Annotated in this window: 13 protein-coding genes and 1 pseudogene; 6 read left to right on the top strand and 8 right to left on the bottom strand. The window is 55.3% G+C overall.

What is annotated here, in order from left to right; genetic code table 11:
- Positions 1-45: 45 nt before the first annotated feature.
- The gene (locus G583_RS16145; protein ID WP_022869550.1) at positions 46-933 is read right to left on the bottom strand and encodes a hypothetical protein; all 888 of its coding nucleotides are present in this window, start codon (positions 931-933) and stop codon (positions 46-48) included.
- Between the two features lie 294 nt (positions 934-1,227).
- Positions 1,228-2,736 carry a class I adenylate-forming enzyme family protein gene (locus G583_RS0102130; RefSeq protein WP_022869549.1) on the bottom strand — a complete coding sequence of 503 codons (1,509 nt, stop codon included), beginning with the start codon at positions 2,734-2,736 and terminating at the stop codon, positions 1,228-1,230.
- Positions 2,737-2,834: 98 nt separating this feature from the next.
- Between G583_RS0102130 and G583_RS0102125 the strand changes: the two genes are divergently transcribed.
- The 4 genes and pseudogenes from G583_RS0102125 (at position 2,835) to G583_RS0102110 (ending at position 6,181) form a co-directional block, all read left to right on the top strand.
- Entirely contained in the window at positions 2,835-3,467 is a 633-nt protein-coding gene (locus G583_RS0102125; RefSeq protein WP_022869548.1) for a TetR/AcrR family transcriptional regulator, read from the top strand.
- Positions 3,464-5,119, top strand: coding sequence for an acyl-CoA dehydrogenase family protein (locus G583_RS0102120; protein ID WP_022869547.1), 1,656 nt, complete (start codon positions 3,464-3,466; stop codon positions 5,117-5,119). Before G583_RS0102125 ends, G583_RS0102120 begins: the two co-directional genes overlap by 4 nt.
- A gap of 228 nt (positions 5,120-5,347) precedes the next feature.
- Positions 5,348-5,485: pseudogene (locus G583_RS17030) on the top strand (hypothetical protein); the annotation flags it as partial.
- A gap of 216 nt (positions 5,486-5,701) precedes the next feature.
- Positions 5,702-6,181, top strand: coding sequence for a hypothetical protein (locus tag G583_RS0102110; protein ID WP_022869545.1), 480 nt, complete (start codon positions 5,702-5,704; stop codon positions 6,179-6,181).
- A gap of 12 nt (positions 6,182-6,193) precedes the next feature.
- On the opposite strand, the gene G583_RS0102105 is transcribed toward G583_RS0102110, so the two are convergent.
- The 4 genes from G583_RS0102105 to G583_RS13710 all read right to left on the bottom strand — a co-directional run bounded on the left by G583_RS0102105 (position 6,194) and on the right by G583_RS13710 (position 8,604).
- Positions 6,194-6,856, bottom strand: coding sequence for a hypothetical protein (locus tag G583_RS0102105; RefSeq protein WP_022869544.1), 663 nt, complete (start codon positions 6,854-6,856; stop codon positions 6,194-6,196).
- 48 nt (positions 6,857-6,904) lie between these two features.
- The gene (locus G583_RS13715) at positions 6,905-7,168 is read right to left on the bottom strand and encodes a hypothetical protein (RefSeq protein WP_022869543.1); all 264 of its coding nucleotides are present in this window, start codon (positions 7,166-7,168) and stop codon (positions 6,905-6,907) included.
- A gap of 301 nt (positions 7,169-7,469) precedes the next feature.
- A complete protein-coding gene (locus G583_RS0102095; protein ID WP_022869542.1) occupies positions 7,470-7,796 on the bottom strand; it encodes a hypothetical protein in 327 nt (108 codons plus the stop codon).
- A gap of 91 nt (positions 7,797-7,887) precedes the next feature.
- A complete protein-coding gene (locus tag G583_RS13710; RefSeq protein ID WP_040894818.1) occupies positions 7,888-8,604 on the bottom strand; it encodes an ion transporter in 717 nt (238 codons plus the stop codon).
- Between the two features lie 466 nt (positions 8,605-9,070).
- Between G583_RS13710 and G583_RS0102085 the strand changes: the two genes are divergently transcribed.
- Together G583_RS0102085 and G583_RS0102080 are read left to right on the top strand one after the other, a co-directional pair.
- A complete protein-coding gene (locus G583_RS0102085) occupies positions 9,071-9,682 on the top strand; it encodes a YdcF family protein (protein ID WP_022869540.1) in 612 nt (203 codons plus the stop codon).
- 123 nt (positions 9,683-9,805) lie between these two features.
- A complete protein-coding gene (locus tag G583_RS0102080) occupies positions 9,806-10,024 on the top strand; it encodes a DUF6458 family protein (RefSeq protein WP_022869539.1) in 219 nt (72 codons plus the stop codon).
- 606 nt (positions 10,025-10,630) lie between these two features.
- On the opposite strand, the gene G583_RS0102075 is transcribed toward G583_RS0102080, so the two are convergent.
- Positions 10,631-11,209 (bottom strand): DUF421 domain-containing protein, encoded by a 579-nt coding sequence (locus G583_RS0102075; protein ID WP_022869538.1) that lies wholly within the window; start codon positions 11,207-11,209, stop codon positions 10,631-10,633.
- Between the two features lie 281 nt (positions 11,210-11,490).
- Positions 11,491-12,105, bottom strand: coding sequence for a GerMN domain-containing protein (locus tag G583_RS0102070; RefSeq protein WP_156832031.1), 615 nt, complete (start codon positions 12,103-12,105; stop codon positions 11,491-11,493).
- Between the last annotated feature and the right edge of the window lie 68 nt (positions 12,106-12,173).

The following is a 12,173-nucleotide window of genomic DNA, read 5'->3' as shown; positions in this document are numbered from 1 at the left end:
CACGCTGGTGATCCCATCAGGAGTTTCTGTGTGGAACCAGTTTTTTCAGATTAAAAAATTGTTGCTGCGTGCAGCGAAGTAGTGAGCGTTCCCCGCATTGAATGCCGGAGCCATCTGCCCTTCTAGATGACCAAAGGTCTGCTCTAAGAAGATACGGTCCAATGACGACAAAGCAATAGTGCCGTCCGGTGTGATGGAGATGTCTCCACATTCAAACGCTTGATCACACCCTAAAGTGCATGCCCACATCACGATGTTCTCAATGTCTTTGCGTTGGCGTTCTGTGGCCTCTGATCTTGTCTTAATATGTGCGGCATGAAGATAACGCGCAGGCATTTCTCGTCCGCAGATTCCGCAACGAAGTTCCCCACGTTGGAGTAAGTATTTCCGTAATTGATACTGTTCACGACGGACTAACGCCAAGCGCTCAACATCGGTGGCACCGTCAATTTCGGGTGCAAGCTGCGTATCGTCCGCGGCGCTTTCAAGCTCTCCAAGACCTGCGGCTTCCTTCAGGGCATCCCAGAGCAGTTGAGAGACCGGGAAAAAATATCCCTGTTTAACCCGGATGCCATCACGTTGAAAGGGGCCCCTGTTCTTCGCGGCTTCTTTTCGCGCATCAAGAGCAATGTCTGTTTTGGCAATAGGGGCTTCAAGCCATCGCAATGAGACATCGATGCGCTTACCCTCTTCAGTCCATTCATCTTGGAGTTCATCGGCGAAGGGATTCGCGGATGGGACTGCACCATTGTTGGCTTCGCTAACAGCCACGATGTGCTGGTCTGTATAGTGCACAATGATGTCCCCGGGCTCTACTTCCCACATGGTTGCCCAGTGCCAAGATTCTTTCTCGCCTGTAGGAGACCACACCACTTCATTTGCTACTCGACCATCAATTTTTACCTTTTGGTTAACCCACCAAATCTGACTCATCACACTCACCTCAGATTATGAAAACCGCCTGGCGCAAAAAATGCGATAATTACGCGGCATTACCTCGATATCACTATTGCAGCACTACCGACGAAGACTACAGCTAGGTTTTACAAGATCGCGCAACGTCACCTGGCTCACCCAGCAACGGCTGTTCAATTTCCTAACGATCATCGAGGATTTTGCACTCGCCAGAACAAAGCTTGGTTCCACAAGTACGAGTTTGAAGTAACGAGGACGCCCCTGCCACGGTCGAATGAATCAACCTTGACAGGGGTTGTGAATGTGGGAGGTTTAGTTGGCGACTTTGTCTCGTAGGACGTGTTTGAGGAGTTTGCCGCTGGGGTTGCGGGGTAGCTCGTCCACAGTGTTCACCCTTCGTGGCATTTTGTAGCGCGCGATGTGTGCCTTCAGGAATTCTTGTAGTTCATTGGTCTCGAGCGGCTCTGCGTCTGATGTGGTGACAAATGCGGTGACCTGTTGACCCCAGTCGGGGTCCGGCTGTCCCACCACGGCTACATCTGTCACGAGGGGATGCTGGGCGATGGCTTCTTCGACCTCCAGGGAGAATACGTTCTCGCCACCGACGATGATGATGTCTTTCATCCGGTCCACGATGTAGTAGTAGCCATCCTCATCCATGCGCGCTATGTCTCCGGTGCGATACCAGGGTCCAACGAACGCATCTCTGGTTGCTTCGGGGTTATGGAGGTACTCTTTCATGCGGGTGTCAGACTTGTACCAGATTTCGCCGGTTTCGCCCGCTACGGCGTCGGTGCCGTCTGCTGTGACCACCCGCATTTCGAGTCCGACCATCGCGTAGTTTCCGATGCTGCCAGCCTTGCGGAGCTGATCCTCGGGCCGAAGTTCGGAGCCTGCTGGGCCAAGTTCAGACATTCCGTAAAGCTGGCGGTGCGTGCCCGGCTGGTAGTGGTCCATGATCGTCTTGGTGGTGGCTTCGTCGACTGGAGCCCCACCAAATGTCCACGTTTCCATGCTCGAAAAATCGTAGTCGCTGAAATCGATGCCCATTTTTTTGGCAATTTGCAGTGGTGCCAGAAATGCGATGCTGGGACCAAAAAAGTTGGTCACCCGCTCGGCGCCGATGCGTTGCATTGTTTCGACAGGGTGGTATTCCCGCTCCAAGATGACGGTGCCGCCGACGAACAGGGTGGGCATCGTGCTGACATTCAGCGGTGCGGAATGCCAGATAGGCATTGCGACCAGGGTTCGTGTATTGGAGTGATAATCGAGTGCGTGTGCTAGCAGTGGCATCAGACGAGAAATGCCCTCGTGGGTGTGTACGCATCCTTTGGGTGAGCTGGTAGTCCCGGAAGTGTACAGAATCAGAGCGGCATCCTGATCGTTCTCGTGTTCTTCCTCGTGGAGTGCTAAGTGGGCAATGTCCTGCAGGAAACTGTCATCGTCGCCGGTTTGAAGCCACTGCATACCCGGTGCCGCCTCGGTGGCCGTTTCCAAGAGTTCGGGTGAGACGACACCGAGGGTGGCTTCACAGTGTTCCAGGATGTATTTGGCCTCGGGGGTGGCGAATTTATGGTTTACCGGCACAAATGTTGCCCCAAGCATCCAGGTGGCGAATGCGGTAATGACAAATTCCGCTTCGTTATAGGTCATGGCGGCGATCGTCGAGCCTTCACCGGCACCGCGGTCTGTGAACAGGGTGGCAGTTTTTGCGGCGTCCTCCTGGAGTTGGCGGTATGTCCACGTCCGCTGTGGTGTCACCAGCGCATCCTTGTTTGGGTGTCGAATAGCGCCCGATTTCAAAATGGAGTTAATTTTCATGCGTCCCTCACGGTTGTATTGTGATACCGTTCACATTGAATCATGATTCAAAGCTTGAGGGAAGGCCTCGAACAAAAATAGTAGGAAGTGCAGCCCCGATGTATCGCGTCACTGAAAAAACCCTGGAGAACGCCCGGAAGCGTCGTGCTGCCATCGCTGAAGCTGCTCGGTTGCAAATCACTGAAGGCGGGTTCGTTTCAGCAACGGTGAAAGCCGTGGCCGTTCGCGCAAACTGCTCGACCGGGTTGATCTACCAATATTTTCGCAATGCTGAGGATCTACTCAAGGGAGCCTTTGCACATATATCCGCATATGAGTTGTCGATATTTAGCCGCGGCCTTGAACAGTACCAGGACATCGGCCAGGCCATGGACACCGCAGTCAAGATCTTTATTGGCCGGTCCCTGCAGGGGCCAAGGCTTGCGGATGCGCTCTTATTCGAAGCGCTACCGCCGTTGGTTGAAGAAGAGCGATTGCGGTTCAGACGTTCTTGGACCCACGCACTATCCCAACGACTTGATCAAGCAATTGCCAATGAACAACTGGAGCAGCAGAACACCGTGATTGTCGCTACCGGCGTGACCGGCGCGCTATCCGAAAATTTATTGCCACGGTTGCATCACGCCACCGTGGAACGAACACATCTACCGGTCCAAGAATTCATTTCCACATTACAAATATTGTGTCGCAAGATGATTGGCCTGCCACACCACATTGGAGGACGACCATGAGCACGTTTGTCGAAACCACACACGCTGTGACAAACCAGCCAACCCCACGCGTTGACGTCAACGAATACACCGCCAACCAAGCACTGGTGGAAGCCGTTGCGGCTTTCGCGCCGCAAGCTGACACCAACGTGCTCAGTGAGATAGGAGCCCACGTCGGCGCCGAAGCCTTCCAACAGCAAGCCGAGATCGTCAATACGCAAACCCCAGAGCTCCAGACTCATGATCGCTGGGGCAACAGAATCGATCATGTGGAATTTCATCCGGCCTATCACGAGATCATGCGTGCCTCGCTGAGTTATGGCAACCACAGTTATGCTTGGACAAACGACGAAGAAGGCGCCAACGCTGATAGGGCAGCGCGCTTCTCCCTGTTCGCTCAGATTGAGCCAGGCCACGCCTGCCCGATCTCTATGACCCACGCCGTGGTTCCCTCACTACTCGGGACAGATCTGGAGGAATTCTGGGTACCCCGACTGACCAGCACCGCCTATGATCCACGACTGATTGATCCTGCAGAAAAAACGGCCGTCACGTTCGGCATGGCGATGACCGAAAAACAAGGTGGATCCGATGTCCGAGCAAATTCTACGGTCGCCGAACCAGCAGGGGATCATTACCTGCTAACCGGCCATAAGTGGTTCTGTTCGGCACCACAATCTGATGCCTTCTTGGTCCTAGCACAATTGCCCGAAGGAGTCAGCTGTTTCCTTGTTCCACGAGTATTGCCCGGAGGAGACCGGAATCCGTTTTTCATTCAACGACTCAAAAACAAACTCGGCAATAAATCCAATGCCTCATCCGAAATCGAACTGAACAACACCAAAGGCTGGCTGGTAGGGGAGCCCGGTGCAGGTGTACGCACCATTATTGAAATGGTGGCGCGAACCCGACTGGACTGTGTGATCGGTTCTACTGCGGGAATGCGACAGTCTGTAGCCGAAGCCGCTTGGCATGCACGCGAGCGAGAAGCTTTCGGAACGAAACTCATTGATCAACCACTCATGCGCTCGGTGCTAGCTGACCTGCAGCTGGAATCTGAAGCCGCCACCTGGACCATGATGCATCTGGCAGCCGCTCATGACGATGATTCCTCAGATGGTCGAGCATTCCGTCGGATAGCAACAGCAATCGCCAAGTACTGGATTTGCAAGCGCGGTCCGGGACACGCGTATGAGGCACTCGAATGCTTGGGCGGCAACGGGTATACAGAAGATTTCCCGCTTGCTCGACGCTATCGCGAACAACCAGTGCTTGCAGTCTGGGAAGGGTCAGGCAACGTGATCGTGCTCGATGTGCTCCGGGCGATGGCACGGGATCCGCAGACTGCCAAACAACTCATGGCGTTTTTCGAAACGGGGCTGGGTCGGCATGCCGCCTATGATGCGCGGTTCGAATCGCTTGCTGCTGAAATGCAGGACGCGCTCGCAGCAACCTCAGCGCAAGATCCCACCATGATGGAGAAATTGCAGCGTCGAGGCAGAGTGCTCGTGGAGGATCTTGCGGTCATGCTGCAGGCTGCTGTCTTGCTCAACTATGCACCAGCCCAAATTGCGGAGTCCTACATCATCGCGCGACTTGGTTCGGGACGTGGACAAGCATACGGTGCGATGCCCGAGGGGGTGGCGATCGATCTGTTAGTTGACCGGGCATAGAACCTGAGCGCCTATTGACAATTCAGGGTTTGCTGAGATAGTCCTGCTCGACTCTATGGTGAATTCGAGGGAATACTCAGGAAGATTTCTTAGACTATAAATTACTCTTCAAAGTGTGAGTGATGACAGTTATGAGGCCCAGGATTTGAGTTCCGGGGCCTTATTTCTTTTTCAGAGCAGGGCGGTCCAGACCTCAAGCTGAAAAAGAAATAAGGCCCGTTACATGAGGCGTTGCGAACCATGCGTCATGCCAGTGAACAGCTGGCCGTCGTCACCAGCGATACCGGGGCGCTTGGCGTCATCACGTTCCAGGACGCCATCCGGCGCCTCCTACCCCGCCAGGAGTCAGGCGCACAGTCAGCGTGAGCGAGCACCACCCGGTGCCCGCGCACGATCCGTCCGGAACGGTGAGCGTTTCCTCCGAGGACATCTGACACGTGAATCTCTTAGTCGGACATTGATATAAATCCACCTTGTGGATTACAAACCTCCATGTCGTGAGCGTGGTGTTCAATCGCTAAGTTCGCACCCCAAGCTGGTCGCAAATGTCCCAGAACGAAGCCCCCGTGTAAAGATAGCTACATGAAAAAGACACTCACGCTTATCACTGTGGCCGCTACTTGCATGCTCGTCGGTTGTGGCAGTACCGATTCCGAAAGTTCTACAGGCAGTGCCCCTGCTGAAGAAGCGACGCAGCCGCCTGAGCTCACAGGTGCTTGGACGCAGACCAATTCGGAGAGCGAATCCGATTTTATGGTTGCTGAAATAACGGACGACACAATCTCGGTTGATTGGGAGTTAGACTCTGCAGAAATACCGCCAGCCTTGGATGACAACGGTGACGGATCTATGACTGCGATCTATTGGGTTGGTAGCTTCACCGCTCCTGACGACGCTTCAGATCCATATAGCTGGAGTTCCCAGCGAGATGCTGAAGCAACGGATACCGCATTGCTGGCGTCCACCGCTGATTCTAAAGACTTCACGTATGAAGATGGTGTACTTCACTTCACCGTGAGCATCCAGGGGGAGTCCTCAACTGTAGAGATGGAACAGGACTGACCAGCAGGGGCTCTACCAGTCGTACCCCGAAGCACTAACCAACCGAACGGCGCATTCGGGAGTGTCGCGGTATGAGGACAAGGTCCACGTGGCAGAGTCGCCAGCATCCACGTCGTCGTTGTCCGCATAGGTCTCATCGTACGTAACACTGTCATCGTCGGAAAAGCACACGGTATCGATACCGATAGGCCCGCCGACCGTGATGTCATGCGGGTTTGCCACATCACCCGTCAGATCACCATTTGATAGCTCTTCGAAATTCTCAATATCAAGGGTGACGATACTTTCAAAGCTGCCGAGTCCCTCGGTGAAGTCCACGCGCAGGTCCGGGATCGTCGAACCTGACGGCAGCGTGTGGTCTGAAGAATCAACGTAAACGTAGCCAAAGGCGTAGTCGCCCGGTGCCACAACGTTCGGAGAAACGTCGTGGGAAGAGCCGGTCCCTAGCGTCTCGCCATCAGCATCGACTGCGCGGCCGCTGACTTCAATGCGAGATACGGTCTCATCGGTCTGGTTGTGCACAATAAAGGGGAACGTGGTGTTGTTCTCTGAGGCATTGATCGCAACGACGGAGACTTCTCCTGCTTCACCTTCAGGCAGTGCGTCTTCATCTCCGAGGGTGGTCAGGGATGAATACGCCAGGGGAGTGCTGAGCGCATCAGCAGAGTCGTCCAATGCAGCGTCGATATCCTCGTCAGGATCCTCGATGAACTCCTCTAGCTCTTAGGGTTCCATTTCAAACAAGTCTTCGGGGTTCTCCAACTCTTCGTCCACGATAGACAAGAATGCGCTGGTGAAGATGGCGACGGCGAGGGCAACCACGATTGAGACCGCGCCGGTGATAATACCGGCGATGCCTTGGCCTTTGCCTCGCTGCTTGATGACTGCAAAGATCCCAAGCCCAATGGCGACGAGGCCCAGCACAAATGAGGCCATACCGATAATGGGGATGAAGGCCAACAGGACGGCGATAATGCCCACGACCATCGATGCGATACCGAAGCCTTTGCGATGCGGAGCTGGAGGCGGCGGGGATACTCTGCTGAAGCGTAGGGATCAGAGTGACTTGGGTAAGGTTCGTACGTCATGCAGGATGCTTTCGGTGAGTGTTCTCAGGGGTGAGGACCGGGCGGCAGGAGTAGCCATAAATCCCGGATGGGAAGAACGCGGAGCCGTACTATAGGTGGCTCCACCGCCAAGATAAAGGTAGCAGTAGCTGGTCTGTGTTCTCCGTAGAAGACCGATGAAGTCGACCTTGTGGGAACTCTCAGAGTGCGTTTAGCCCTGCTTACTCGCGGCGATACGCTGCCCCGGTGGATTCGTGGGGCAACCAGTCTGTTCCGAAGAGTTGTTTGCGCAGCGTGAGGTGCTGCTCGTTGGGTGTTGCCAGGTGGCCGCGGGCGCGAAGTTCCGGACTGACGAACTCGGCAAACGCTGCCATATCAGGCTGGCGTAAAGCGTAGTCCACATTGAAACCATCCACGCCGGCCACTGTCATCCAGTGCTCCAGTTCGTCCACGACGGTCTTGCCAGCCCCAATGATGACCGGACCGCGGGCACCGATCGCCATATAGGCTGCCACATCGGCAACCGTCCACCGTCTGTCGGGGTCCATTGAAGTAAACGACTGCAGGGCCGACCGGTTGCCCTCGATGTGTGATTCTTCCAGGACGTCGCCGGGATGTAGACACGATCAAGAATATGGCTTAGTCCCGCCCTATTCGGTGATGCTTCGAAAGGGGAGCGGCGTCGTCCGTTTCAGGGGAGGCCTGCTCGTCTGTCACTGATTCCCGACCGAGAAAGTACGCGCCGAGACTACCGGCGAGTGTTGCGAATACCGCGACTGAGAAGACGGCAAGCACGACATGCAGGATACGAGCGAAGACTGTGTCTGCGCTGAAGCCGGATCCGGTGATCGTCGCGAGTGCGGCTTCGTAGAGGGCATCTAAGTAACTTGGGTACTCAGCGAATATATACAGCAGTTGGCTGGCCGCCAGAATGATGATCGCGGTGACTGCCAGTAGCCACGCGACCCGGTTAGAGAGTAATTTCTCTGCGGATCGTGTACCGCGAACTCCCGCCGAGAGCACTCTGCCAAATCGCGTGAGACGCAAGATCCGTAGGGCTCGTAATGCTCGGAAGAACCGTAAGAATGGCAGCACCAGAAAGATAATCTGCCACCAGTTTTTGCGCCAGAAGCTGGCCTGGAATCGTGCCACGTAGGCACGCAGCAGGAATTCGGCGACGAAGATGCTCCAAAAAATCCAATTGATGACCGCGAGCACTGTTTGACCCGTCGAGTCTGTCACAAGAAACTGTGCAAGCACGACAAGCAGAAAGATGATACCTAAGACACCCATCGGGCGGTCGAGTCGTTGTGCGAGGGATTCCGCCTCGATGAGTCGCTGTTGGTTGTCAGCCACGAGTTGTTCATCTCCGTCAACGAACTGAGCTGCAAAGCCCCCTTGATGGTTACCATCCGAGCATTGCACGGGATACGCTGCCCCTCCAATGGCTAGGTGCCGACATTGACTTCCATCTAGGGGATAAGGGTTATGCAAATTCGTGGAAAGCCGCCTAATCACGCCAACAATCAGACTTTTGTGAGATACATGCTGGTCCTGCAGCTGAAGGGGTCCGTCTGTTCGGCGGATTTTCGGCGTCGTTATTCATAGCCACCGCGAATCACCACGTCCATGGATAGGATGACGGCGTGGGACCCTGCTGGAAGGAGCGGCGCGGCTAGCGTTGGGCTCCCTGGTCGAACCAGCCGGGGTGACGTTCATCCATCGGCCGCCACCGAGTACACCGCTTGCTTCATGATCCAGGCCTGCGGCACAAGTATTATGACAGGTGTTAGCCAACCGACCTGTGAAAAGATGTGACATTATGGGCTCGACCACTGCAGGAGCTGACGGTTCTGCAAAGTCGATATTGCGCGGGTTAAAGCTGGCCGGCGGTGTAGTTGCTGCGCTGGCGGCCGGATGGTTCGTTTATGCCACCGTGAACATCGTGTCGCTCTCCCAGGGAGAACTCGACAAACGTGTCGATGCGGTGGTGAGTTTGGCTCCGCAATACTATCGCCTCCCACTGGCTCAGCAGCTGGTGGCCGATGGGGTAGCGGACACTCTGGCGGTGTCGTATTTCGACCACGACACCTCAAGGATTCCTCTCAATGGAACCGGTGAGCCTGTGCCGCTTGCACAGCATTGCGAGCTCGAGCATGTTGTGTGCTTTAGGCCGGCCGATGCCACCGCTGGCGAAGCCGTGGCACTGGCTAAGATGGCCAGCAGCGAGTCCTGGCAGTCTTTGACCGTGGTGACCAATCAACACCATGCGTTCCGGACGAGGTTTATCTTTGATCGCTGCCTGGGGGAGCAGGTTGATGTGAATGTCGTGTATGCGCAACGGGATTATGGCTTGGGTGGGACTGCTTGGCGCGTGGTGTACGAAAACGCTGCGATGTTTAAAGCGCTCTACGACGTGACGTTTCGGTGTTGATCGTCATAAATACTGGGTGAAGTGTTGGCCTCATGGACTGAGACCTTTTCGCGGCGTCCACCGTCGGTCTAGTGTGGAATCAATATGAATTGTAAATGAGTTTTTCACGCGGGGAGAGCAGTTATGAGATACGGCGGATCCGTTGCCCTGATAGTTATCGGAGCGATCCTTTATTATGCGGTGAATGTCCAAGTGCAAGCAGTCGACATTAGTCTCGTGGGCCTGATCCTCATGGTTGCTGGGGTCATCTGGTTGGTTGTGAATCTGATCGCGGATGCCACGACTCGACGTCGGCGCCGTGTTGTGCCTGTCGACGAGCGTCGCGAGATTATCGACGAGTAAGTTTGCGCCGCCACCGTACTACTTCAAGCACAGGCGAATTATCGTCGTGCCCCAGACCCAAGAGGTAACGCATGAAGAAGGCGCGTGCGATCGATTTGAGCGGCTGAAGCCCGATTCCCGAATCCTTCGAACATGCTGGCGAGCAAAGCCGAGTGGTCTTATAGGGAGCCCAAGAACAAGCGTTGTTTGAGGGGTGCTGAGCGTTCAAGAAGCTGTCATCCAATTCAACCAGCGGAAACCCGCACGTGGATCACGTGATGCGGATCCAAGCGTACTTTCAACGTGCTATTGACGGTGTCATCGTTCCAGATGAGCAAGGCGAACCTCTAAACGCGACTTCGGTTAGCGAAGAATTATTTGAGTTCCGGTGGAGTGCGTGGACTTTTCACTCGGGACAGAGCTCAAAGATATTTGGACCAGTGCACCCGATTGCCCGCACGAGCATCGTTACGGCAGCCGCGCGTATCGGTTTTAAAATCGAGCCTCTGCCTGCCTACACGCCCGATCAAATAGGTGCTATCGATGCTGAGACGTTTGAGACCCAGGGTTGCGCATCGACTCCGCCAACTCGTGAGCTACGGCGGCGTCATGTTCTTCGAGGAGTTTCTATGGTTCGACAATCTCGCCCGCGAGCACCCGGTCGGCCCCCAATACCTCGTGGAGTATGTCGGGGTCCAACGTGTCGTTGTAGTCAAGCACGCTGAGTGCGCCACTGGGTTCGAGGACAACACATCGCACCTGTCGCAAATTCGAGATGCCGGCCCTTCGTACGCAGCTGGTGATTTCGTCGTTCGTTATATGCGTCTTGCGCATCAGGTCTGGTTGGGGTCGACCGTGCGCTAACACCACGGTGGGTTGAGCATTGATGGCCCGATGGAGGCGTATGTTATTGCGGATCAACCCGAATGCAGCTTCACAACACAGTAGGGTGACTAGACCGATGACTCCGGCAGCCAGTGTTGGTGGATGACCGATAACAACGCGTCCGGCGACCGCGCCGAGCATGACACCCACGACGATGTCGAATCCCGTGAGCCCAGAGAGCACTCGTGCCCCAAATATGCGCACGAGTAGGAGGAAAACCAGGTAAATAGCGATCGCTGAGACGATCACGATGGGGATCCGCCACAGCTCAATCCCCAAGGTGTCCACTAACTGTTCGTTTGTCACGCTGAAAGCATCCATGCCGCCATCTTAAGCCGTTTTGTCCGGTTGACCATGAGCTCAGCGTCGTACAGGCAGATCACACGGTTGGCTCTTTGTTGCAAAAGGGTGCTCTTGAGCATTGGAACGTCATGACACGAAGGGGCCCATCATTGCGTTGCTGATGTTCATGGTCTCGGCGTTGTAACAGGTCCACTGGTCAAGGGGCTGAACTGTGCTGTGGCACTGAGGTCTTAATGGGCCAGCACAATCATCTGACGACCCTTTGTTCGCCGGTGTAGACGTTCAGCATTGGCGGGAAATTACTGAGCATCCTGGGCGAAGAGTTGTGAAGTGTCGAAGGGTTCGACGTTCAGCACCTCGTTGAGCTCGGTGCCGCCGACACTGATGGTGACTTCTTCTACGCCAGCGGTCGATGCCGCTGTGCCGTAGAGCTGGGCCTGAATGCGATAGGCCTCGCATTGGCTTTGGACGACGGGTTCACCGGTGAGCTCGATGTGGACCGCGTCGCGATCGAGTTCAACATTGGCGAGCTCGAGCGTTTCTGACAGGGTCAGCGAGTTCGTGACGGCCGGGTCGCCGTGATAATACTGCGAATCATCCAGGAGGAACTCGATGGCCGCAGTGACGTGATCTTCGGGACTTTCGGCCTCGATCGGAACGGTACCAATGGTGACGAGCGTATCGGAGCAGCCGATAGTCGGGCCCTCGAGGCTGTCTGGGAATGCGGTACCTGACTGGGCGACCATATTGACCCGAAGTGACTGGAAATCGTCGTCGGGATCCTGCGTCGGTGACACCGCTTGATCCGGTTCGGTGTCGTCGTCAGTTCCGCCCGACCCGGAAGATGGACCACAGCCAGCAAACAGCAGGGTGGATGCGGCAAGGGCTGTCACCAAGGCGGAAATTCTTCTCAAGCGGTCTCCTACGGGGCCGTTTCACGGCAACGCGAATCAGTCGGTGCTGGCAATTCTAACGTGGATTA

The sequence above is a fragment of the Yaniella halotolerans DSM 15476 genome, assembly GCF_000420805.1.
GTDB lineage: Bacteria > Actinomycetota > Actinomycetes > Actinomycetales > Micrococcaceae > Yaniella > Yaniella halotolerans.
The sequence above is the reverse complement of the archived record's forward strand: the minus strand, read 5'-3'. Positions and strand labels throughout refer to the sequence as shown.

Bases quoted from the DNA above. Each gene is read 5' to 3' on its own strand.
- G583_RS0102080 (WP_022869539.1), top strand. From the start codon at position 9,806: ATGAGATACGGCGGATCCGTTGCCCTGATAGTTATCGGAGCGATCCTT.
- G583_RS0102095 (WP_022869542.1), bottom strand. From the start codon at position 7,796: ATGGACCCCGACAGACGGTGGACGGTTGCCGATGTGGCAGCCTATATG.
- G583_RS0102130 (WP_022869549.1), bottom strand. From the start codon at position 2,736: ATGAAAATTAACTCCATTTTGAAATCGGGCGCTATTCGACACCCAAAC.
- G583_RS13715 (WP_022869543.1), bottom strand. From the start codon at position 7,168: ATGGTCGTGGGCATTATCGCCGTCCTGTTGGCCTTCATCCCCATTATC.
- G583_RS0102110 (WP_022869545.1), top strand. From the start codon at position 5,702: ATGAAAAAGACACTCACGCTTATCACTGTGGCCGCTACTTGCATGCTC.
- G583_RS0102075 (WP_022869538.1), bottom strand. From the start codon at position 11,209: ATGGATGCTTTCAGCGTGACAAACGAACAGTTAGTGGACACCTTGGGG.
- G583_RS0102120 (WP_022869547.1), top strand. From the start codon at position 3,464: ATGAGCACGTTTGTCGAAACCACACACGCTGTGACAAACCAGCCAACC.
- G583_RS0102085 (WP_022869540.1), top strand. From the start codon at position 9,071: ATGGGCTCGACCACTGCAGGAGCTGACGGTTCTGCAAAGTCGATATTG.
- G583_RS16145 (WP_022869550.1), bottom strand. From the start codon at position 933: ATGAGTCAGATTTGGTGGGTTAACCAAAAGGTAAAAATTGATGGTCGA.
- G583_RS0102125 (WP_022869548.1), top strand. From the start codon at position 2,835: ATGTATCGCGTCACTGAAAAAACCCTGGAGAACGCCCGGAAGCGTCGT.